Genomic DNA, 21,595 nt, shown 5'->3' with positions numbered 1-21,595 from the left:
TAGGCCCGGACGATAGAGGAGTAGGTATGACTGACGCTACACCGGGCGACCGCATCGCGTTGCCGTGCCCGGCCTGTTCGCCGGAGTTAGAGACCGTCCACGAGGTCCTCAAACCGGGCGGCCAGGTCACGGTCCGCTGTACGGCCTGCGACCACGTCCACAAGGAGCGACTGCCCGAGGAACGCACCGTCCAGACCGACGTCGTCGTCTCGCAGGACGGCGACTCCTTCTCCGCGCAGGTCGACGTCCCGGAGGACGAGGGTCTGAAGGTCGGCGAAGAGTTCCTCCTCGAGACCGAGGAGGCGGTCATGACCGTCCGCATCACCAGCCTCGAGACCGCCGAGGGGCGCACCGAGGAGGCCCCGGTCACCGACGTCGAGACCATCTGGTCCCGCGCGGTCGGGAACGTCGCGATCAACGTCACGATGCACCCGAAGGACGGCCGCCACGACGAGACCGAGAGCCTCAAGCTGCAGGTCCCCGGCGACTTCGAGTTCGTCGTCGGCGGGACCGAGAAGTTCGGCGACGAGGAGTTCACCGTCGAGGGCATCCACGTCCGGGAGGACGCCCACGGCTACCAGCACGAGAAGCTGGACTTCGACGGCGACATCGCCTTCGCGAAGGACATCGCCCGGCTGCTGGTGCGCGACGAGTCGACCACGGCCTGGTCGGCCTGGTAGGATGCCCGACTGGGGACGACAGCGGGCGGCGCTCGTCGACCGACTCGGTACACGCGACCACATCGACGAAGCCGTCCTGGACGCGCTCGAGACGGTCCCGCGACACCGGTTCGTCCCCGAGGGGGTCCGCGAGGAGGCCTACGAGGACCGCCCGTTGCCCATCGGCGAGGGACAGACCATCTCGGCGCCGCACATGGTCGCGAGGATGGCCGATCTGCTTGACCTCCGGCCCGGCGACGACGTACTCGAGGTCGGCACCGGGTGTGGCTACCACGCCGCCGTCACGGCCGAGTTGGTCGGCCCCGACCACGTCTACAGCGTCGAGTATCACGAACCGCTGGCCGAGCGCGCCCGCGAGACGCTCGCGTCGCTGGGCTACGACGCCGTCTCGGTTCGCGTCGGCGACGGGAAGGAGGGGTGGGCCGAGCACGCGCCCTACGAGCGTGCCTACCTGACCTGTGCGGCCCCGTCCTTCCCGCCGGCCGTCGTCGAGCAACTCCAGCCAGGGGGCCTGTTGCTCGCCCCCATCGGCGGCGACCAGCAGCGCCTCGTCGAGGCCCGGCGCCGCGCCGACGGCTCGCTGTCGGCCGAGACCCACGGCCCCGTCCGGTTCGTCCGGTTGCAGTAGCGCCCCAGTGGGCGCGTCATTGATATAGTTCCGGTCGAACATTCAGTCATGGACCCGGCGGTACTGCGGGACGACATGGTCGCGAGCCTGGAACACGACAGCAAGGGCGTCGTGCACAGCGACTGGCTCTCGGCCGCGATGCGAGCGGTGCCGCGCGAGGCGTTCGTCGGCGAGGAGCAGGCTTACTCCGACCGGCCGTTCGAGCGCCTCGGCACCCGCGTGCTCGCACCCAACACCGCCGCACGGCTCCTCGAGGCGCTGGACCCGGACGCAAGCGACACGGTGCTGGTCGTGGGGGCGGGCGTGGGCTACACTGCCGCCGTACTCGCCGAACACGTCGGCGCGGCCAACGTCCAGGCCATCGACATCACCCGGCGGCTGGTCATCGAGGCGCGCTCGAACCTCGCGGAGGCGGGCTACGAGGGTGTGCTCGTCGACTGTCGCGACGGTGCCGGCGGCCTCCCGGAGTACGCCCCCTACGACCGGATCCTGGTGGAGGCGGCGGCCATCGAACCGCCGCGAGCGCTGCGCGAGCAGCTGTCGCCGGACGGACGGCTGGTGATGCCGCTCGGAGCCAGCCAGCAGGCACTCGCCATCGTGACGCCCGACGGCGTCGACCAGCGTCTGGGGAGCGTCGCGTTCAAACCGATGCTCGTCGAGGGCGAGCAGGCCGACACCGTCGAGCGCAACCGGACGCGGCGCGAGGACCGCGAACACGCCCGGCGGTCGGCCCAGTCCCGGAACGGCTGGGAGCAGGAGTGGATCGACTGGGACCGGTAGTCCGGTCACGACCGGACCACCAGGAGCGCCGTGTTCGACCGGTCGTCCCGGTAGTTGCTCCCCGCGGGCGGTTTCACGTCGAACCTGACGGTTCCCTCGCCCTGGTTCTTCTCCAGCGTGGGCGACAGCGCGAGCGTCGCCGTCCCGGTGGCGTTCGTCTCGGCCGTCGATACCCCCGAGAGCGACGCCGTCCCGCTCTTTGCGACCACCGTCGCCCCGGCGACCGGTCCCCCGTCGGGGTCGACGACGGTGACGGTCACGTTCTGTGACCCCGGCGAGGTCACCTCCGGAACGGGTTCGACGTCGACCTCGGTGACCTGTAGCGTCTCCATCCCGGAGATGGTGCTCATCATCACGCTCAGGCAGGCCACGCCGACGACGAGCGCGATGACCAGTCTGATGGGCAGTCCCTCGATGGCGCGGTCGTCGCGCCACAGCGCCTCGAACATGGACCGGTCTGGGCCCGGGTTCCTACTTGAACCCTCGGACGGAGATTCAAGTATCGGGACGGGACCAGGCCCCCCTATGGTCGTCATCGGACGCGAGACGGGACGCGGGGACGGGCCGGTCGCCCCGCTGGGGCGGTACCGGGCGCGAGACGGAAGTCACGGGGCACGCGTAACACTCGACGTCGACCGGCCACACCTGGGACTGGTCGTCGGCAAGCGCGGCACCGGAAAGTCCTACACGCTCGGGGTCCTGCTGGAGGGGCTGGCCGCGGCCGAGGGGGTGACGCCGGTAGTCGCCGACCCGATGGGCGCCTTCGGCGGGCTCGCCGGCGCGGAGCCGCACATCGAGGCACGCCGGGTCGACCCGCAGGTTCGGGCAGACAGCCTCGGCCCACGCCAGTGGTGTACCGTCCTCGACCTGGCGCCCGACGGCGGCGCCGGCGCGCTCGTCTGGCAGGCCGCCAGCGAGTGTGCGACGCTCGCGGCGATGCGGGAGTGGGTCTCCGCGAGCGACGCCGCCCCGTCCGCTCGCCGGGCGGCGGCGAACCACCTCGACCTGGCGGCGTCCTGGGACGTCTTCGACCCCGACGGGCTGGGCGCCGGGGGGCTGTGTGCCGACGAGGTGACCGTCCTGGACCTGACCGGCCTCCACAGCGGCCCGGCCGGCGCGGTCCTCGCGGCCGTCGCCACCGTCCTCTACGACGCCCGGGTCGCCGATGCCACCGACCGTTTGCCCTGGCTGCTCGTCGACGAGGCCCACGCGTTCACCGACGGTGCCGCGGCCCGCCCACTCCGGCGCCTGGTCACCAGAGGGCGCCAGCCCGGCGTCAGCTGCTGGCTGGCGACGCAGCGACCCAGCGCGCTCCCGGCCGTCGCCGTCTCGCAGGCCGACCTGCTGGTCGCGCACCACCTGACGAGTCGGGCGGACCTCGACGCGCTGGCAGCGGCGCGACCGACCTACCTGGCCGAGGGCCTATCGGCGGGTCTGCCGGCGGAGACGGGGACGGCGCTGGTCGTCGACGACGCCACCGAATCGGCGCACACCGTCCGGGTTCGCGAGCGCGAGACCCCACACGAGGGCGAGAGTCCCTGCGCGTCCGCACTCACCGACGGTGACGGCCGCCCGTCGGCCCGAGCGGCGACCGACCGCAACTGACGAATACCGCGCGGCTGTGTCCCCAGCAATGAGCGAGTCACACACCCTCTCGCGGGCCGAACCGCTCTTGCTCGTGGCCGTCGGCGGGTTCGTGGGGGCCGTCCTGCGCCACGCGGTGTCGGTCTCGGCACCCGGCCTGGGGGTAGTCGAGGGTGCCGTCGTCGGGACGCTGGCCGTCAACGTCCTGGGGAGCTTCGCGCTGGGGGTCCTGCTGTACGAGGCCCACCTGGCCGACACGCTGTCGGCGGAGACCCGGCTGGTGCTCGGGACGGGCTTTCTCTCCTCGTTTACCACCTACAGCACCTTCGCCGTCCAGACCAGCGACCTGGCGCCGGCCTTGGCGGTCGGGAACGTCGCCGCGAACTACGCGCTGGCCTTCCTTGCCGTCGTCGGAGGCCGACTCGTCGCGAGGTGGCTGTCGTGAACCCCCTGCTACTGGTCGGGGCGGGCGGCGTCGCGGGCGCGCTCGGACGCCACCTCGTGGGCACACGCCTGGAACGCGACCGGGCCGACACGCTGGCTGTGAACGTCCTCGGGAGCGTCCTGCTGGGCGCGCTGGTCGCCACACCGATCGACGAGAGTGCCCTGCTGGTCGTCGGGACGGGGTTCTGTGGCGCGTTCACGACGTTCTCGTCGTTCGCCTTCGAGACGGTTCGCCTGGCCGAACTCGGCCACCCGCGGGCGGCGGGCCTGTACGCCAGCGGGACGCTGCTCGCGGCGCTGGTCGGGGTCACAGCCGGCGGGGCAATCGCCGTCGTCCTGTGGTAGGAGAGTCAGTCGGCGGTCGAATCCGCGTCCTCGGCGGAGATGTGCCCGACCTCGGCGACCGAATCGTCGCCGACGGCCGTCTGTACCTTCCCGACGACCACGGCGAGGACGTAGATTGCGACGGCCACGAGGACGATGACGCCCCCGGCTGTCGCCCCGCCGTAGTACGAGACGCCGATGCCCAGCAGGACCGCGAGTTCGGCGAGGACGACCGAGACCAGCAGTGACTGGGAGAAGCTGCGGGAGACCTGGGCCGCGCCGGCGACGGGGACGACCAGCATCGCGGCGACCAGGATGACGCCCATGATCTGCATCGCGCCGACGACGACCAGCGCGGTGAGCATCACCATGATGCGGTTGTACCAGCCGACCGAGAGCCCGGAGACGGCCGCGGCCGTCTCGTCGAAGGTGACATAGAGCAGCTGGTTGCGGGTGACCGCGACGGTCACGACGATGACGGTAAAGAGGACGAGCAGGATGGCGGCGTTCTCCATCGACACCGTCGAGAGGTTGCCAAAGAGGAACTGGTTGATGCCGACCGCCAACCCGCCGGCGTTGAGGCTGATGAGGACGGTCCCCAGCGCGAACCCCGTCGAGAGGACGATGGCCATCGAGACGTCGTTGTAGGCGTCGGTCGCCTCGGAGATGAGTTCGATGAGCAGCGCCGCCAGCATCGCGACGACCACGGCCGTCAGATACGGCGAGACGCCGAGGCTGAAGACGCCGTTGAGAAAGAGGCCGACGGCGACGCCCGCGAAGGCGGTGTGGGCGAGCGCGTCGCCGATGAGCGCCAGTTGCCGGTGGACCAGGAAGGTCCCGATGAGCGGCGCCATCACGCCGATGCAGAGCCCGACGAGGATGGCGCGGTGCATGAAGCGGTACTGGAGCAGCTCCAGCCCCGTCACGCCGGCGACCCAGAACAGCAGGTCCGTCCACAGCTCCAGCAGCAGGTACAGGGGCCAGAGGACCGAATCGAGCGGGCTCGACTGGAGTGCGACGAGCAGGAGGCTCATCAGGCATCACCGCCGACGGCCATCGCCGTGCCGAACGCGCGGGCCAGCGCGTCGCTGTCGACGAACTCGGCGGTGGGCCCGTCGAAGTAGACCTCGCGGTTGAGACAGACCACCCGCTCGGCGTGGTCCGTGACCGCGCGCAGGTCGTGTTCGATGAGCAGGATGGTGATACCGTCGTCGTGCAGCGAGTCCAGCAGGTCGTAGAACGCCGCGACCGACTCGGCGTCGACGCCGACGGTCGGTTCGTCCAGCACGAGCAGGTCCGCCTCGCCGGCGAGCGCCCGGGCGATAAAGGTCCGCTGGCGCTGCCCGCCCGAGAGCTGGGTCACCCGGCGGTCGGCGAAGGCGGCCATCCCGACGGTCTCGAGCGCCCGGTCGACGATGCGGGCGTCGTCTTTCGAGAGGCGCCCGAACCCGACGTGGGGGAACCGCCCCATCTTCACGACCTCCCGGACCGTGATGGGCATCTCCTTCGAGGCGCTGGCCTCCTGGGCGACGTAGCCGATGCGCGCCCCGTCGTCGAACCGGTGGGCCGGCTCGCCGAACAGCCGCGCATCTCCCGAATCCGGCCGTTTCAGGCCGAGCAGCAATCGCATCAGGGTCGACTTCCCGGAGCCGTTCGGGCCGACGACGGCGACGTACTCGCCCGGATCGATGCGCAGCGAGACGTCCTCGACGACGGGCGTGGCCGTGTAGCCAAAGGACACGCCGTCGAGTTCGGCGACCGGAGCGTCGGGGTCGGTCATTCGAAGTTCCGCCACCGTTCGTTCCAGCCGTCGATGCCGACATCCTCGGGCGCCGTGTTGCCCAGGACGACCTCGAAGGTGGGCATGTTGACGTTGTCGGCGATGTCCTCGTACCCCCAGCCACGCTCGACCCAGTCCTCGCGGACGCCCGCGTAGGGCGTGACGGGGTAGTAGGCCTCGACGGCCGTCTCGGCCAGCAGCTGCTGGGCCGGTCGGCGCGTCTCGAAGACGGCCGCGCCGATGTAGCGGATGTCGTTCTCGTCGATGACCCGCTTTGCCTCGGTGATGTCCGACGGGCGGACGTCGCCGCTGGCGGCGAGGTTGACGACGAGCGGGCGCATCCGGACGCCGTACCTCACACCGACGTACTGGAAGGCGTTGTGAGCCGCCAGCTGGACGACGTCGCGGTCGGCGGCCTCGAAGATGCGCCGGTAGTCGGCGTCGATACGGTCGAGCACGTCCGACTTGTACGTCGCGGCGTTCTCGCGCAGCGTCGCCTCGTGGTCGGGCGCGAGTTCGACCAGTCCCGCGGTGATGTTGTCGACGGACTGCTTCGCGCGCAGCGGGTCGAGCCAGAAGTGCGGGTCCTTCCCGCGGCCCTCACCGACACCCTCCTCCTCGGGGTCCAGACTCGCCGCCAGGTCGACCAGTTCGACGCCCTCGCGGACGTTGATGGTCATGGTCTCGGCGTCGTCGTCCTCGAGCGTCTGGATGGCGCGGTCGGCCCACGGCTGGAAGTCCGGCCCGACGTGGATGAACGCGTCCGCCTCGATGATGTCGCGCGTGATGCTCGCGTTGGGCTCCCAGCCGTGCCCGTGCAGGCCCGTCGGGACGAGGTTGCGCACCTCGATTGGCGTGTCGCGTGCGATCGTCCGGGCGAAATCGTAGAAGCTGAAAAAGGAGGCGACGGCGACGGGGCCCGACTCGTCGCTCGTCGTCCGCCCGCCACCGGAGCTGTCGCCGACACAGCCGGCGACGGCGCCGGCGAGCAGCGAGCCGCCGGCGGCGAGTGCCTGTCGGCGCGAGAGTCGTCTGTCGGGTCCGGACCGCGTATCGGGAGTCGTCATTGCCTGATAGACTACGGCGAAGTAATTAATAGTTCTGCTCTAAGTATGAGATTAGACTGATCTAATCCACCGTCCCGGCAGGAGCCTCGCCGTCGGTGGCACAGTCCTCAAGACGCCGGTGCCCGTACGTGGCGTATGGACCCAGCGGAACTCCGCGCGTCGATACCGGCACTGGAGCGGTGTACGTACTTCAACACGGGCGCGAGCGGCCCGAGTCCCCGCAACGTGGTGGGTGCCGCGACCGACTTCCTGGAGCATCACGCCTTCGAGGCCCCGGCCGGGCAGGGGCCCTACGACGTCGCCTGGAGCGAGCTGGCCGCCGCCCGGGAGGTCGTCGCGGGCCACGTCGGCGCCGCCCCCGAAGACGTCGCGCTGACCCGGAGCACGGCCGACGGGGTCAACCTCGTGGCCTGTGCCATCGACTGGCAACCGGGCGACGTGGTCGTCCGGACCGACCTGGAACACCCCGCCGGGACGCTCCCGTGGGACCGCCTGGCCGACACGCACGACGTGGAGGTGCGGGTCATAGAGACCGAGGACGGCCGGCTGGACATAGACGAGGTGAAGGCGACGGTGGCCGACGCGCGCCTGGTCTCGCTGAGCTCGCTCACCTGGACCCACGGGACGCGCCTGCCGGTCGGCGAGGTGGTCGATATCGCCCACGACGCCGGCGCGCAGGTGCTCGTCGACGCCGTCCAGTCGCTCGGCCAGCACCCGGTCGACGTCACCGAGTGGGGCGCGGACTTCGTCGCGATGGCGGGCCACAAGTGGCTGCTGGGGGTGTGGGGCAGCGGCGTCCTCTACGTCGACCCCGCGGCCCACGACCGGTTGCGCCCGCGCCGCATCGGCTACCGGAGCGTCACCGACCCCACCGCGCCCGACTACACCTACCACGCGGGCGCCCGCCGCTTCGAGGTCGGGACGACCCAGCCCGCCCCGTACGCCGCGCTGGCCGAGGCAATCGAGACCATCGAGGCGGTCGGTCTCGACACCGTCCAGTCCCGCGTCGCCGACCTGACCGACCGGCTCAAGGCGGGACTGGGCGACCGTCTGGTGAGCCCACGGGAGTACGAATCCGGCCTCGTCTCGTTTACTGCCGAGGACCCCGCGGCGACCGTCGAGCGCCTCGCCGAGGACGGCATCGTCGCCCGGTCGCTGCCCCACCCCGACGTCGTCCGCGCGTCGGTCCACGTGTTCAACACCCGCGAGGACGTCGACGCCCTGCTCGAGCGGGTGTAGCCCCCACGCTCATTGTCCGGGCGCGCGACGGTCGAGTATGGACGAACGGCACGTCGTCACCTGCTTCCTGCGGAACGCGGGCGAGGTACTGCTCCTGTGCCGGAGCGACGCCGTCGGGTCCTACCGGGGCCAGTGGGGTGGGGTCGCGGGCCACGTCGCCGACGACGCGGGACGCGACCGCGACCCGGAGACGGCCGCGCGCGCCGAGATCGCCGAGGAGGTCGGGCTGGCCCACGCGGTGACGCTCGTGCGCGCCGGCGAGGCGTTCCCGGTCGCGGACGAAGGGCGCGGGACCCGGTGGGTCGTCCACCCGTTCCTCTTCGACTGTGCCTCGCGGGCCGTGACGACGAACGAGGAGACGACCGAGGTCGCGTGGGTCGCCCCGCCCGAGATACGCCGCCGCGAGACGGTCCCGCGCCTGTGGACCTCCTACGACCGGGTGCGGCCCCGCGTCGCGACGGTCCGCGACGACACGGCCCACGGGTCGGCCTGGCTCTCGCTGCGCGCGCTCGAGGTGCTCCGAGACGAGGCCGCCCTGGCGGTCGCGGGGCACTGGGACGACCTGGAGACCGCAGAGCGGACCGGCGACGACTGGGCGGCCCTGACCGACCTGGCCGGGCGCCTGCTGGACGCCCGTCCGTCGATGGCCGTCGTCGCGAACCGCGTGAACCGGGCCGTGGTCGCCGCCAGCGACGAGCGTACCCTCGCCGCCCTCGAACACGCCGCGACGGGGGCTATCGAGCAGTCGATCGAGGCCGACGCCGACGCCGCCACGCTGGCCGCCGAGCGACTGCCCGACAGGGTGGCGACGCTCTCCCGGTCGGGGACCGTCGCGGACGCGATTCGCCGGGCCGACACCGAGGGCGTCCTGGTCGCCGAGTCCCGGCCGGGCGGCGAGGGCGTCGGCGTCGCCGCGTCGCTGGCCGACGGCCACGACGTGACGCTGACCACGGACGCCGCGTTCGCCTTCGAACTCGCCGACTGGGACGCCGGCGCGCTGCTCGTCGGCGCCGACCGGGTCCTCCCGGACGGCCACGTGGTCAACAAGGCCGGGACCCGGGCGGCCGCGCTTGCGGCCGCCCACGACGGCATCGACGTCTACGTCGTGGCCGCCAGCGACAAGGTGGCGGCGACGGCCGACTACGACCTGGAACCGCGCGGTGCCGGCGAGGTGTACGACGGCGACGCCGACCTCGCGGTGGCGAACCCGACCTTCGACGTGACGCCGGCCGACGCGGTGACGGGGGTCCTCACCGAGCAGGGCGAACTGGACGGCGCGGACGTGGCGATCGTCGCCGCGGCCCACCGCGAGTGGGCGGCCTGGCGCGGGTGAGTCCGGTCACTGCTCGTCGAGGACGACGGGGACCCCCGCCTGTGCCACGTCGGCGGCGAACGCCCGCGAGTCGGCCCGGAGCGTCGAGAAGGTGTTGTAGTGGACCGGCAACACGAGGTCCGGCCGGATGGTCGCCGCCAGCGCCGCCGCCTCCCTCGCGTCCATCGTGAAGCGCTGGCCGATAGGGGGACAGAACAGCGAGACGTCGACGGTCCGGTGGCCCGGCAACACGTCGGTGTCGCCCGGCCAGAAGACGCGGGTCCCCTCGACGTCGACCAGGAAGCCACAGCCAAAGCCCTCCGGGTGGTACGGCGTGCCGTCGGGTCGGGTGTGGGGGCCGTCGGGTTCGTTGTACGCCGGCGTCGTCCACACCGGCACGTCGCCGACGGTGACCTGGTCTTTCATCCCGACCTCCCGGACGTCGTAGGGAAGGTCGAGTATCGGGTCGAGGTCGCGTTCGACGTCGCGTCCCTCGATACCCTCGAAGGCGACGACTGTCGCGTCGTCGCTCGCGACCCGTTCGATGCCGTCCGGGTCGTAGTGGTGGACGTGCGAGACACAGACGACGTCGCCGTCCTCGGGGCGGTAGTCCCGCGACGGTGGGTGGCCCAGCGACTCGTCGTCGGGCTCCCACTCCCCGGTCAGCACCCCGTAGCGGCCGGGATCCAGATAGACGACCGAGTCCGCCCCGGCGAGTCGGAGCGTCGCGTACCCGAGCCACCTGACGGTGAGGCCGTCGTGCCGAACGGTCATTGGACCACCTACGCGAGGGGACAGGAATAAGTCGGCGGTTTCGGGGCGCAGGCGGTCGGTCAGTAGATGAGTTCGGTGCTCGACTCGGTCATATAGAGGGTGCGGGCGGCGATGTTGACCGCGTGGTCGCCCACCCGTTCGAGGTCGCGAATGGTCAGGAGGACGCGAGAGACGTCGTCGAGAAGCTGCTCGACCGACCAGAGGTCGTCGTCGGCCTCGCGCTCGATGAGGTCACGCGCGACCGTCTCGCTCGCGGACTGACAGAGCGCGTCGAGGTCGTCGTCGGCGGCGGCGATAGCCCGACACGCCTCGGCGTCCTCGTCGGCGTAGGCGTCCAGACTCCGCTCGAACGCCCCGAGGGCGTCGCGGCCGATGTCGTCGATGGCCACCTCGGGGACGAGGCCCGCGTTCGCGGCCGTCGCGTAGCCAGCGAGGTTCGTCGCGAGGTCGCCGATACGCTCGATATCGGTGAGTATCTTGAACGAGGCGGCCACCAGCCGGAGGTCGCTCGCGACGGGCTGCTGGAGGGCAAAGAGGTCGATACAGCGGTCCTCGAGGGAGAGATACAGGTCGTTCACTTCGTCGTCGCCCTCGATCACGCGACGAGCGAGGTCCTCGTCACCGGACGCCAGACTGTCGAGCGCCATCTCCAGCCGGTCGGCGACGAGCGAGCCCATCGCGAGCACGTCTTCCTGGAGGTCCGAAAGGGTCGCCTGGTAGGGCTCTCGTGGCATCGTGCTTACCCGAACTTGCCGGTGACGTAGTCCTCGACCCGCTGACTCGCCGGGTTCTCGAATATCTTGTCCGTGTCGTCGTACTCGACCAGTTCGCCGCCGGTGAGGAAGACGGCGGTCTGGTCGGAGATGCGGGCCGCCTGCTGCATGTTGTGCGTGACGATGACGACGGTGTAGTCCTCGGCGAGCTCGGTGACGAGGTCCTCTATCTTCGAGGTGGCGATGGGGTCCAGCGCCGACGCCGGCTCGTCCATCAGGATGACCTCGGGGTCGGTCGCCAGCGCCCGGGCGATACAGAGGCGTTGCTGCTGGCCACCGGAGAGCCCCAGTGCGTTGTCGTCAAGCCGGTCGCTGACCTCGTCCCACAGCGCGGCCTGCTTCAGCGAACGCTCGACGAGTTCGGTCTCCTCGGCCGTGTCGTCGCGCCCGAACAGGCGTGCGAGCAGGCCCTTGTTGATGTCGCCGTGCTTGCGCGGGCCGTAGGAGATGTTGTCCCGGATGGACTTGGGGAACGGGTTGGGCGACTGGAAGACCATCCCGACGCGCTTGCGCAGTTCCACGAGGTTGGCGTTCGAGTCGTATATCTCCATGTCGTCCAGTTCGACCGAGCCCTCGATGCGCGCGGCCTTGATGCGGTCGTTCATCCGGTTGAGACACCGCAGGAAGGTCGACTTCCCGCAGCCCGAGGGGCCGATGAGCGCCGTGACGCTGTTTTCGGGGATGTCCATCGAGACATCCTTGATGGCGTGGTCGTCCCCGTACCAGACGTTGAGATTCTCGACGGAGAGCTTCGCCTGCCCGTCGAAGCGGTAGTCGGTCCACTCCGCGCGGACCTCCTCGTCGGTCTCGCCGGCGGTCGTCGTGGTCGTCTGGCTCGCGGTGCTCGCGGGTTCGGTGTCTGTCATTGAATCACTCATAGTTCAGTTTCCTCCTGAAGTAGGTCCGGGCGACGATACCGACGGCGTAGAACGTCAGCACCACCATCAGCAGGATGAAGGCCGTCGCCCACCCCATCGAGGGCGATCCGCTGACGCCGGCCGCGATGACGGCCCACACCTGCGTCGGCAGCGAGGCCGAGGCCGAGAGCAGCGCCTCGTTGGCCACGAACGGGGGTTCCGCCATGAAGCGGAAGCCCTGGATGACCTGGGCCGACTCGGTGGCGTTGAGCGTCGAGCCCAGCACCAGGATGAGCGGGGCCGTCTCGCCGGCGATGCGGCCGACCCCGAGGATGACGCCGGTGATGACGCCGGGCATCGCCGCCGGGATGACCACGCTGCGGATGGTCTCCCACTGGGTCACACCCAGTGCCGCGCTGGCGTCGCGGTACTCGTCGGGGACGGCCTTGATGGCCTCCCGCGAGGTGATGAGCACCAGCGGCAGGAGCATGAAGCCAAGCACGAGCATCCCGGCCAGCAGCGACTCGTCGCCGCCGATGCGCGGGATGAGGAACGCGGCGCCGAACAGGCCGAAGACGATGCTCGGCGTACTCCAGAGTGCGTTCGTGGCGACCTCGACGAGCGCGGTGAACCGACCCTGCTCGGCGTACTCGGTGAGGAACACGGCGGCCCCCAGCCCGAGCGGGACGGCAAAGAGCGTCGCGCCGACGACCAGCCACACCGTGCCGACGATGGCCGGCATGATGCCGCCGGGTTCCGCGCCCAGCGGGATGTACGCCTGCATCACCATCGGCCAGGCGAACGACCCGGCGTTGGCGACGGCGAGGCCCACGACGAACAGCGGGACGCCGGTGACGGCCACGTGCAGGCCGACCAGCGCGAGGAATCCGGACGCCCCCGCGAGCGCGAGGCGCGTCTCCTCGGCGAGCAGCCGCCGGCGGAGCGTCTCGTCGCTGTTCCGCCGGGCGAAGACCGTGAGCGCGGCCGTCGCGAGCGACCCGGCGGCGCCGAGCAGCCCCATCGCCGGCACGGCGTTGACCGGGCCGAGACTCGGAGCGACCTGGGCGACCGGCTGGAGGAAGAGGACGGAAGTCAGCAGCGCGAGGCCGCCGAAGACGCCCAGCGTGAACAGCTGGGCCCGGTCCTGGGCGCGGGCGCCGAGGTCGCCGTCGCCGACGAGGACGCCGGCCAGCGGGAGCACGGCCAGGCCGCCGGCCGCGAGCGCGCCCAGGTAGACGGCGGCCGTTCCGACCGTCGCCCCGAGCGGGAGGCCGAGCGGCGTCGGACCACCGACCAGGAAGACGAAGACGAGCGCCGCGACGGCGAACACCGCCGCGGGGACGGCCCGGCGGGTCAGTTCGGCGCGGTCGAAGCGACTGCCGACCCCTCGAAGCGAGCCGTAGCGGCGGAAGAAGTAGACGAAGAGCAGGAGCGCCGGACCGACGAGCACCAGCGAACCGACGGTCGTTTCCGGCGTCACCGCGACAGCGGTGTCGAGCGGTTTCTCGGCCCGGTTGACGAGCACGAAGTAGACAAACTCGTAGGCGAGCGCGTTGCCCGTGACGAGCACCGAGAGGAGGACGGCGGCGACGGAACCGACCGCCGCGAGCGGGAGGAGCCGCAGGACCTGCCGGGCCCCACTGTGCCACTCGCTGGTCCCCGCGGGTGTGCGGGCGATATGGAGTGCCCCGACCAAGAGCGGCGAGAGGAGGACGAGGGCGGCCAGCGCGCCGATCGAGAGGCCGTGGAACGCGAAGCCGACGCCTTTCACCGTCACGAACACCACGATGGTGGCCATGACGGCGAGCATCAGGAACGCGTTCAGGTTGATGACGAGGAACGCGCCGTACTCCCGACCGCGGGCACCGAAGCCCGCGCGGGCCTTCGCGGCCGACCAGGCAGCGAGCACCGAGGAGAACAGCACGAAGACGGGAACCATCGCGGTCCCGGTGAAGCCACCGGAGAGGGTTTCCGGGTTCCACTGCCAGGAGACGCCGAGCACCGACGTGGCGATCACCGCGCCGAGCAAGCCGACGACGAGGGCCGTCGGCAGCGTCGACCCGAGGTCCTCGCGCGGGAAGATGGCGAGTGCCGCCATCGCCGCCCCGGCGGCGAGCGAGACGACCGGCCAGAGTATCGACTCGAAGCCGACGAGCGCCCCGCCGAGCGCCCCGCCGATGGCGAGGCCGATGACGCCGTAGGCGCCCCCGGCGAGCAGGCCGGCGCTCATGTTCGGTTCCGTGTCGACGAGTTCCAGGCGCGAGACGACGCCGGCGGTCGCGACGGCTACGGCCTCGAAGACCAGGACGAGGCCCAGCAACGTCGCCAGCGAGACGCCCAGTCCGTAGGCGAGGACGGTCAGGGCGAGCGTCGTGACGAGCAGTCCGAAGCCGATGCCACGGACGCGCTGTGAGGTCACGGGGACGACGTTCGTGTAGGAGGCGAGGCCGACGATGCCGACGCCGCCGACGACGACGGCCAGCAGCGTCAGGAAGAACCCCCCGAGGATGGTCCCGCTCGCGTCGAGCGCGACGATGTTGACCAGCGAGAGCAGGGCGACGGCGAAGCCGACGATGGTGAGTGAGATGGCGGCATCGACGCCCCTGTCGTAGACGTTCGATTCGGCACTGACCAGCGTGTTCTCCGATGCGTACGCGTCGCTCATTGTTGCCCCTTCAGTTTCGCTTCCATCTGCTGTTCGATGTACTGGGAGACGATGCTCATGCCGGCGACGATGACGAACAGCATGACGCCGGCGACGAAGAGCACGTCGATGGTGCTCTCGGAGGCGCTCCCGTACTGCGTCGCGATGAGGCTCGTGAGGGTCGCGTTCGCGTCGAAGATGTCGAAGAGCGGGTCGGCGAACGTGGTCCCCGAGGCCATGATGGCGGCGACGGCCATCGTCTCGCCGATGGCCCGGCCGAGCCCCAGGATGATCCCCGCGGAGATGCCCGAGAAGGCGGCGGGGATGGAGATGCTCTTCATCGTCTGCCACTCTGTCGCGCCCATGGCGATCGAGCCGTCACCCATCGCACTCGGGACGCTCGACAGGGCGTCCTCGCCGACCGAGACGACAGTCGGCAGCGCCATGATGCCGACGACGATCCCGGCGATGAGGAAGCTGGCCCCGTCGTCGAGGAAGTTGACCTGGATGAAGCTGTTGAGGACCTGGAAGCCGATGAACCCGTAGACGATGGAGGGGATGCCGGCGAGGATCTCGACGCCGGGCTTGACGACCTCGCGCAACCCGTCGCTGGCGACTTCGGCGATGAAGAGCGCGCCGAAGATACCGAGCGGCCCCGCGACGGCGCCAGCGATGATGGTCACCAGGACGGTCCCCCAGATCATCGGAATCAGCGAGTAGGCCCCACTGAGGGGGTTCCAGAACGTCGAGTCGCTCGGCAGGACCGTCTCGAGCCAGAAGAACCAGCGCGCCTGCCCGTTCTTCTCGGGGATGAGCACGAGCCCGAGGCCGTGTTCGAGGAAGGCAGGAAGCGCACTCAAAAAGAGGAAGATGGTGATAAACGCGACCGTCAGCACCGTCAATACGGTCGCCAGCAGTGTGAGCAGTCGGGCGATTTCAGCCTGATACGTCGTCCAACCGATAGCGGTCACGAAGACGAACGCCCCGAACACCGGGATGGCGAAGACCGGCCGAAAGAGGAAGGCCAGAAGTAACGCGACCAGCGTCACCGCAGAGGCACCGACGGCCAGTAACGACCCATCAGATGCGTCTCCGCCGAGTATCGTCTCGCGTGCCGTTCCCCTGACCTCGTCCATCATTTCGTGTAGTACCAAACGTTCACGGTATCAAAAGTTCACTGTATTTGGTTCGGCGGGAGTTCGTCTTGCGGGCACAGACCGACACGCGGATGGCCCGGGAGGGGCCAAAGCGGTTGCGCTTAGACCTGGTCAGGGAGCTTCGCCATCTGCTCTTCCTGTCGGCGTTTGCCGAGTGCGAAGTAGTTGTTCGGCGAGACGAAGGTGTCCTGCCCGAAGTCAGAGAGGACCATGTTGATGACGGCGGCCTCCTTCTTCGAGGTGCCCTCCCACGTGTAGCAGTGGAGGTCACGCGAGAGCGGGTACGCCTTCGAGTCCAGGCCGTTCTGGTCGTCCTGGTAGGCGTAGGTCGTGCCCTCCCACTCGAGGGCGACGGGTGCGAGACCGTTCGTGTTGATGAACGCGAGCGCGAGGTAGGAAATCGCGTTGTCGGCCTGCGCGATGGCCTGGGCGAGGCGCTGGTTCTGCCCGTAGCGGTTGGCGACCGAGGTGTCCTCTTCGGGGTTGCCGAAGACGTTGCTCACGAAGGACGTTCGAGTACCCGAGCCCTTGACGCGGGCGAGGACCTGCACTTCGCGGTCCGGGAGGCTGCTGTCGATCTCCTGCCAGTTGTCGATTCGACCCTTGTAGAGGTCCTTGAGCTGCTGGCCGGTGATCTTCTCGAGGCCGGCGTCGGCGATCTCCTGGGAGACGACCAGCGGCTGACCGTCCACACCGACGACGTGGTCGATGAAACTGTCGTAGGAGTCGCGGTCCGGGAGCTCGTCCTCGACGTTCCCGGAGGAGTTGCCGATGTCGTGCTGGCCGTTCATGACCTTCTCGACGCCGGTCCCGGAGTGGGACAGACCGACGGTGAACTGGAACGGCGGGTCGCCGTCCCCGCCCGGCTCGAAGCCGTAGAGGCTGCCCCAGTAGTCGGCCAGGTTCAGGTCCGTGTCGATGTCGTACTCGCCGTGGGGCCAGTACTCGGAGTCGGAGGCCGGCCGGTTCGCGTTCCAGTAGGACGCGGCCGTGTTCATGATGGGGTAGACCGTCGACGAGCCGCCGGATTCCAGCGGGGAGATGCTCCCGGAGGAGCTGCCCGAGTCGTCGGAGCTGTCGGTCGATGCCTCGGTCTCCGGCGCCTCTGTCTCCTCGGAGCTACCGTCGGAGCTGCCATCGGAACTACCGCCGGAGCCGCCGTCGCCGCTGGAACAGCCAGCGACGGTTGCGACGCCGGCCGCTCCGGTCGTCGCGATGAACTTGCGCCGCGATACGCGGTCTGAAAGACGGTCTGAGTCGTGCGCCATCACCAGATAGACGGGGACGGTGTATTAAACGGGTTTATAATATGGATACGGTCAGGTATATCCACTATATAGTATTTTCAATTATATATAGCCAATGGGGACAACTCGCGTCGGTGGCACTCACTCCCCCCGTTCCAGGACCGGTGGGAGGTCGACCTCGTCCTGGTAGTCCTCGGCGACGTCGCGCAGCGACTCGGCGGCCGCGCGGCCGAAGCGGTCGACGTACGCCCGTGCGAGCGCCCCGACGACCTCCGTCTCGTGGCCGTTGATCCAGATGGTGCCGGTGTCGACGACGAGGCCGGGCACCGAGTCGGCGATGTCGACGGCGACCGTCCCCCAGACGGCCTTCTGGTCGACGACGATGTCCTCGACGAGCGCGTAGTACGCTTTCGTGTTTGGGCTGGCCATTGGTCCGTGCAGGCGCGGGATTCACCGTGGTTGCATGACGCGGTACACCTGAACGAACCCGAGCCCCAGCAACGCCGTCCCGACCAGGAACAGCGACTGGGTGAGCAGACCCGGCAGTGCCGGGAGGACGCCGAACTCGTGGATGGAGTGGTAGAGCCGCTGGGCCAGGAACGTGACGACGCCCGCGGTGAGCGCGTAGAACGCCCACTCCATGTGCCCGCCACGCATCGCGTCGAGTCCGACGAACGCGACGGCCACCGTCCCGGCCCCGACAAGCAGCTGGAGCACCTCCAGGACGCTGTGTACGACGGTGGTGCCACCGCTGGCCCCACTCGAACTCGAGGCGAGCGCCGGGTCCGCGGCGGCCAGGAGGACGACGAGCGCGCCACCCCCTGCAGCCAGCGACGCCACTGACGGCCAGCCACGACTGTCCTGCCTCTCGGCTTCGTTGCGGGACATACGCGGATGTAGCCCCTGGGGGAACGTGAGCGACGCGACGGCTTGTCGGCCCAGCAAGACGCCACGAACGCTTAAGTATCAGCTCCGGCGGTGTGGGCTGTCCTATACCGTCTCCGGGGGCTGGGCGGGCTCGACGTCGCGAATCTCGAAACGCGCGCCTCCGTCGGCCCCGTTCGTCGCCGTGACCGTCCAGCCGTGCGCGTCGGCGATTCGCCGGACGATAGACAGCCCCAGCCCCGTGCCGTCGTGGCTCGTGGAGTATCCCGACTCGAAGATGCGGTCCCGGGCGTCGTCGGGTAGCCCCGGGCCGGTGTCCGCGACGAAGAACCCGCCGTCGACGTCGCCGACGGTCACGGTCAGCTCGGCCGCGGCGTCGACTGCCTGGACGGCCCCGTTCGTGTGGTCGGCCACGGGGTCGCCGTCACTCCCCGACCGACTCGGCGGGGTCCCGTGTTCCACGCTGTTGCGAAAGAGGTTCTCGAACAGCTGCTGGACGCGACGGGCGTCGGCCGCGACGGTCAGGTCCGTCTCCACGACGAGGTTCGCGTCCGGCGTCTCGACCTGCTTCCAGGCGGCCTCGACGACCGAACGGAGCGACACCGCGTCCGTCTCGCCGACCGTCTCGCCCTGTCGTGCCAGCGTGAGCATGTCGTCGATGAGACGCTCCATGCGTTCGAGGGCGCTGGCCGCCACCGCCAGGTGCTCGCTCTCGCGGTCCATCCGCTCGAGTTCGAGCTGCCCCGACGCCACGCTCAGCGGGTTCCGGAGGTCGTGGGAGACGACGCTGGCGAACTCGTCGAGGCGCTCGTTCTGTCGCTCCAGCTCGGCCTCGTACTCTTTCCGGGCCGTGACGTCCTGGTTTATCGCGACGAAGTGAGCGATGTCGCCGCCGTCGTCCGTGATGGGCGCGATGGTCTGGTTGACGTGATAGCGAGTCCCGTCCCTGCGTTCGTTGACCAGCTCGCCGTGCCAGACCTCGCCGGCGAGAATCGTCTCCCACAGATCCGCGTAGAACGCGTCGTCTTGCGCCCCGGACCGCAGGATGGCCGGGGTCTGTCCCACCGCCGTCGCGGCGTCGTAGCCGGTCTGTGCTTCGAACTCCGGGTTCACGTACTCGATGGTGCCCGACGGGTCGGTCAGACAGATGGCGTGGCCGCCGTGCTCGACGACCTCCCGGAACACTCGGAGCTGCGCACGGCGTCGGCGGTTCTGAGCGTCGTACCACCCGACCACGATGCCGCCAAGACCACCCGCCGTGGCGAAGTTGAGCAGGACGAAGGGGATGTGTTGTAACTGGGCCCCCTCCAGCAGTTGATAGACGACCATTGCCCCGCTGACGACGGTCATCCCGACAGTCCCGAGGACGAACCAGCCGTCGATACGCCGCATCTGGGACGAGGGGACCTCCCGCCACCAGCACCAGTACCCCGCCGCTGCGATGCTGATAGCCAGCAGGAAGGGGAAGACGGCTCCGGACAGGAGCGCCGCCACCCCCATCCCCTCGACGACGTCGGCGACGAGGTGGGGAACCTGGAACGCCGCCAGCAGCAGGCCGGCGCCACCCAGCAGGCCGGCGTACCGCGATCGCCCTCGGTCGTCCGTCCGGCTGTACTCCGGAATCGGTAACTCGGTCGTGCCTGAGTCGAACATGGGTATCACCGACGGCGTCGGGGCGGTCACGACGCCCCAGCCTAGCGATTCCCCCTCGAAGCGGTATATAAACGGGCGCCGGTTTTCCGAGTCTGCAAGTCCGCGGGATGGGGACGTCTCGAGCGCCATCACCGACCGCTGGGGGGACGGTATCGTCTGGGAATCGTCCGAATAGCGGTCGAATCTGCCGTCTTTTCCCAACGCCCTACCCAGAAGGGAGGGGGAGATACCCCCAACTTTAGATCTTTATTTTAGGAGTATGCATGCATAATTGGCAATATCAACCCGTGATTTGATATTTTCATCTTACTTTAGTAGTTTGGATATATTAGAGTGCAATATCGCTATATAATTCGCAGTTATGTATTAAAAACTTCTTTTATAATTTCATATTGACGAAATATAGAATTATTTTCCGAGCGCGTCGATAGCGCGTCTCCTCAGCATTTATGTCATCCCCGCCGGTAGCCAGACACATGAGCCTGTCAGCAGCGTCTCGGGTACCCGCGGTACTCCAGTCGACCCGATCGGACAGTCGTCGCTGGACACCGCGGCGTCCAGTCGAGCGGGGGACACGGACAGCCGGTGCACAGGGCGGACGACCGACGGCGGCCCCTGGATGTGAGACGAATGTCGCCTGACTTCCCGGACGACCAGACGCGCGAGGCAGTGGCCGCGTGCCAGGACCATCTGCCGGCCGAACCGAGCGGCGGCGACGTGGTCTTTGGCTTCGACGGCTACGTCGACAACGTCCGGCAGGCCGGGACGAACGCCGGCGCCTCCGAGAGCGAGCGCATCACGACGCTGAGCGAGTTCGGCGAGCAGATCGTAACCTCGGCGGCCGCCGACAGCTCGCTGGCCATCTCGTGGGAGCGCCACGGGCAGCGAACCGGGGGGCACGTCAGCCACCTCTCGCGCGCGTACGACACCCTCGGGTTCGACCCGACGCTGGTCGGGATGTGTGGCGACCCGGTGCGGGACCTCTTCGCGGCGGAGTTCGCGGACTGTACCATCTACTCCCTGGGCGACCCCGGCATCACGGACGCCATCGAGTTCGACGACGGGAAGCTCATGCTGATGGAGAGCGGCGGTGCCGCGACGCTGGACTGGGCGACCATCACCGACCGCGTCGGCGTCGACACGCTCATCGAGGAACTGGACGGGGCGAAACTGCTCGGCGTCGGCTACTGGGCGGTGATCCCGGAACTCCCCGGCATCCTCGACGGCCTCCGCGAGCAGGTCTTCCCGGCGCTGTCGGCCCCGCCGGAACACGTCCTGCTCGACCCGGCGAACATCCGGGAGATAGACCACGCGGTGCTCGAGTCCATCGTCGCGGCGACGCGCCGCCTGGCCTCGGACGTCGAGGTGACCGTCTCGGCGAACCGCTACGAGACCAAGGAGCTCGCGTCCGTCCTCGGCGCGCACGACGGCGAGGAACTTCTCGCGGACGCGCGCGTGGCGTTCGACTCCCTCTCGGTCGACCGGTTCGTCGGCCACAGCGTGAGCGAGTCCGTCGTCGTCAGCGACGACGGGACGACGAGCGTCCAGGTCACGCCCGTCGAGTCGCCGGCGTTGACCACCAGCGCCGGCGACCACTTCAACGCGGGCCTGTCGCTGGGCCTCGTCGAGGGACTGCCCGAGGACGCCGCCGTCGTCATGGGCAACGCCCTCGCGCGGGAGTTCGTGCGGACCGGCGAGACGCCGACCTACGACGACGTCGCCGCGGCCGTCACGAACTACGGCGAGCAGTTCGCGTAGCACGCAACT

Annotated in this window: 22 protein-coding genes; 9 read left to right on the top strand and 13 right to left on the bottom strand. The window is 69.3% G+C overall.

Annotation, left to right across the window (positions count from 1 at the left end; translation table 11 throughout):
* Positions 1-26 precede the first annotated feature (26 nt).
* From P1K88_RS04450 to P1K88_RS04440, 3 genes are read left to right on the top strand one after another with little or no spacing between them, the layout of a single operon-like run.
* Positions 27-680 (top strand): HVO_0476 family zinc finger protein, encoded by a 654-nt coding sequence (locus tag P1K88_RS04450; protein WP_276412871.1) that lies wholly within the window; start codon positions 27-29, stop codon positions 678-680.
* Between the two features lies 1 nt (position 681).
* On the top strand, positions 682-1,308 hold the full coding sequence (locus P1K88_RS04445) for a protein-L-isoaspartate(D-aspartate) O-methyltransferase (protein WP_276412869.1): 627 nt from the start codon (positions 682-684) through the stop codon (positions 1,306-1,308).
* Between the two features lie 48 nt (positions 1,309-1,356).
* Positions 1,357-2,088: a protein-L-isoaspartate O-methyltransferase family protein gene (locus P1K88_RS04440; protein ID WP_276412867.1), complete on the top strand. Its 732-nt coding sequence runs from the start codon at positions 1,357-1,359 to the stop codon at positions 2,086-2,088.
* A 5-nt stretch (positions 2,089-2,093) separates the two neighbouring features.
* Here P1K88_RS04440 and P1K88_RS04435 read toward each other — a convergent pair whose 3' ends face one another.
* The gene (locus P1K88_RS04435; RefSeq protein ID WP_276412865.1) at positions 2,094-2,537 is read right to left on the bottom strand and encodes a DUF7382 domain-containing protein; all 444 of its coding nucleotides are present in this window, start codon (positions 2,535-2,537) and stop codon (positions 2,094-2,096) included.
* Positions 2,538-2,613: 76 nt separating this feature from the next.
* Between P1K88_RS04435 and P1K88_RS04430 the strand changes: the two genes are divergently transcribed.
* The 3 genes from P1K88_RS04430 to P1K88_RS04420 are packed head-to-tail and all read left to right on the top strand — an operon-like array spanning position 2,614 to position 4,461.
* Positions 2,614-3,693 (top strand): ATP-binding protein, encoded by a 1,080-nt coding sequence (locus P1K88_RS04430; protein WP_276412864.1) that lies wholly within the window; start codon positions 2,614-2,616, stop codon positions 3,691-3,693.
* A gap of 28 nt (positions 3,694-3,721) precedes the next feature.
* A complete protein-coding gene (locus tag P1K88_RS04425) occupies positions 3,722-4,117 on the top strand; it encodes a CrcB family protein (protein ID WP_276412861.1) in 396 nt (131 codons plus the stop codon).
* The gene (locus P1K88_RS04420) at positions 4,114-4,461 is read left to right on the top strand and encodes a fluoride efflux transporter FluC (RefSeq protein ID WP_276412859.1); all 348 of its coding nucleotides are present in this window, start codon (positions 4,114-4,116) and stop codon (positions 4,459-4,461) included. The genes P1K88_RS04425 and P1K88_RS04420 overlap by 4 nt, the downstream gene beginning before the upstream one ends.
* A gap of 5 nt (positions 4,462-4,466) precedes the next feature.
* On the opposite strand, the gene P1K88_RS04415 is transcribed toward P1K88_RS04420, so the two are convergent.
* The 3 genes from P1K88_RS04415 to P1K88_RS04405 are packed head-to-tail and all read right to left on the bottom strand — an operon-like array spanning position 4,467 to position 7,287.
* A complete protein-coding gene (locus P1K88_RS04415; RefSeq protein WP_276412857.1) occupies positions 4,467-5,474 on the bottom strand; it encodes a metal ABC transporter permease in 1,008 nt (335 codons plus the stop codon).
* On the bottom strand, positions 5,474-6,220 hold the full coding sequence (locus P1K88_RS04410) for a metal ABC transporter ATP-binding protein (protein ID WP_276412855.1): 747 nt from the start codon (positions 6,218-6,220) through the stop codon (positions 5,474-5,476). The genes P1K88_RS04415 and P1K88_RS04410 overlap by 1 nt, the downstream gene beginning before the upstream one ends.
* A complete protein-coding gene (locus P1K88_RS04405; RefSeq protein WP_276412853.1) occupies positions 6,217-7,287 on the bottom strand; it encodes a metal ABC transporter substrate-binding protein in 1,071 nt (356 codons plus the stop codon). Before P1K88_RS04405 ends, P1K88_RS04410 begins: the two co-directional genes overlap by 4 nt.
* Positions 7,288-7,422: 135 nt before the next feature.
* On the opposite strand from P1K88_RS04405, the gene P1K88_RS04400 reads away from it, so the two are divergent.
* Positions 7,423-8,526, top strand: a complete 1,104-nt coding sequence (locus P1K88_RS04400; protein WP_276412851.1) for an aminotransferase class V-fold PLP-dependent enzyme — start codon at positions 7,423-7,425, stop codon at positions 8,524-8,526.
* A gap of 37 nt (positions 8,527-8,563) precedes the next feature.
* Positions 8,564-9,859: an eIF2B alpha/beta/delta subunit family protein gene (locus P1K88_RS04395; RefSeq protein WP_276412850.1), complete on the top strand. Its 1,296-nt coding sequence runs from the start codon at positions 8,564-8,566 to the stop codon at positions 9,857-9,859.
* A gap of 6 nt (positions 9,860-9,865) precedes the next feature.
* Here the strand turns inward: P1K88_RS04395 and P1K88_RS04390 are convergent, their stop codons facing one another.
* From P1K88_RS04390 to P1K88_RS04350, 9 genes are all read right to left on the bottom strand, one after another.
* Positions 9,866-10,612, bottom strand: a complete 747-nt coding sequence (locus P1K88_RS04390; RefSeq protein ID WP_276412848.1) for an MBL fold metallo-hydrolase — start codon at positions 10,610-10,612, stop codon at positions 9,866-9,868.
* Between the two features lie 59 nt (positions 10,613-10,671).
* On the bottom strand, positions 10,672-11,346 hold the full coding sequence (phoU, locus tag P1K88_RS04385) for a phosphate signaling complex protein PhoU (protein WP_276412846.1): 675 nt from the start codon (positions 11,344-11,346) through the stop codon (positions 10,672-10,674).
* Positions 11,347-11,351: 5 nt separating this feature from the next.
* A complete protein-coding gene (gene pstB, locus P1K88_RS04380) occupies positions 11,352-12,263 on the bottom strand; it encodes a phosphate ABC transporter ATP-binding protein PstB (protein ID WP_276412844.1) in 912 nt (303 codons plus the stop codon).
* A complete protein-coding gene (gene pstA, locus P1K88_RS04375; protein ID WP_276412842.1) occupies positions 12,256-14,907 on the bottom strand; it encodes a phosphate ABC transporter permease PstA in 2,652 nt (883 codons plus the stop codon). The genes pstB and pstA overlap by 8 nt, the downstream gene beginning before the upstream one ends.
* Positions 14,904-16,022, bottom strand: a complete 1,119-nt coding sequence (gene pstC, locus P1K88_RS04370; protein WP_276412840.1) for a phosphate ABC transporter permease subunit PstC — start codon at positions 16,020-16,022, stop codon at positions 14,904-14,906. Before pstC ends, pstA begins: the two co-directional genes overlap by 4 nt.
* A gap of 122 nt (positions 16,023-16,144) precedes the next feature.
* Positions 16,145-17,311: a PstS family phosphate ABC transporter substrate-binding protein gene (locus P1K88_RS04365; protein WP_276412839.1), complete on the bottom strand. Its 1,167-nt coding sequence runs from the start codon at positions 17,309-17,311 to the stop codon at positions 16,145-16,147.
* A gap of 120 nt (positions 17,312-17,431) precedes the next feature.
* Positions 17,432-17,719, bottom strand: coding sequence for a hypothetical protein (locus P1K88_RS04360; protein WP_276412838.1), 288 nt, complete (start codon positions 17,717-17,719; stop codon positions 17,432-17,434).
* A 21-nt stretch (positions 17,720-17,740) separates the two neighbouring features.
* Positions 17,741-18,178: a TrbC/VirB2 family protein gene (locus tag P1K88_RS04355; RefSeq protein WP_276412837.1), complete on the bottom strand. Its 438-nt coding sequence runs from the start codon at positions 18,176-18,178 to the stop codon at positions 17,741-17,743.
* A 102-nt stretch (positions 18,179-18,280) separates the two neighbouring features.
* The gene (locus P1K88_RS04350) at positions 18,281-19,828 is read right to left on the bottom strand and encodes a PAS domain S-box protein (protein WP_276412836.1); all 1,548 of its coding nucleotides are present in this window, start codon (positions 19,826-19,828) and stop codon (positions 18,281-18,283) included.
* A gap of 630 nt (positions 19,829-20,458) precedes the next feature.
* Here P1K88_RS04350 and P1K88_RS04345 point away from each other — a divergent pair.
* Positions 20,459-21,586 (top strand): PfkB family carbohydrate kinase, encoded by a 1,128-nt coding sequence (locus P1K88_RS04345; RefSeq protein ID WP_276412834.1) that lies wholly within the window; start codon positions 20,459-20,461, stop codon positions 21,584-21,586.
* The last annotated feature ends 9 nt before the right edge of the window (positions 21,587-21,595 follow it).

Source organism: Haloarcula halobia, assembly GCF_029338255.1.
Lineage (GTDB): Archaea > Halobacteriota > Halobacteria > Halobacteriales > Haloarculaceae > Haloarcula > Haloarcula halobia.
Note: the sequence above shows the minus strand (reverse complement) of the source record. Positions and strands in the feature narration are given on the sequence as shown.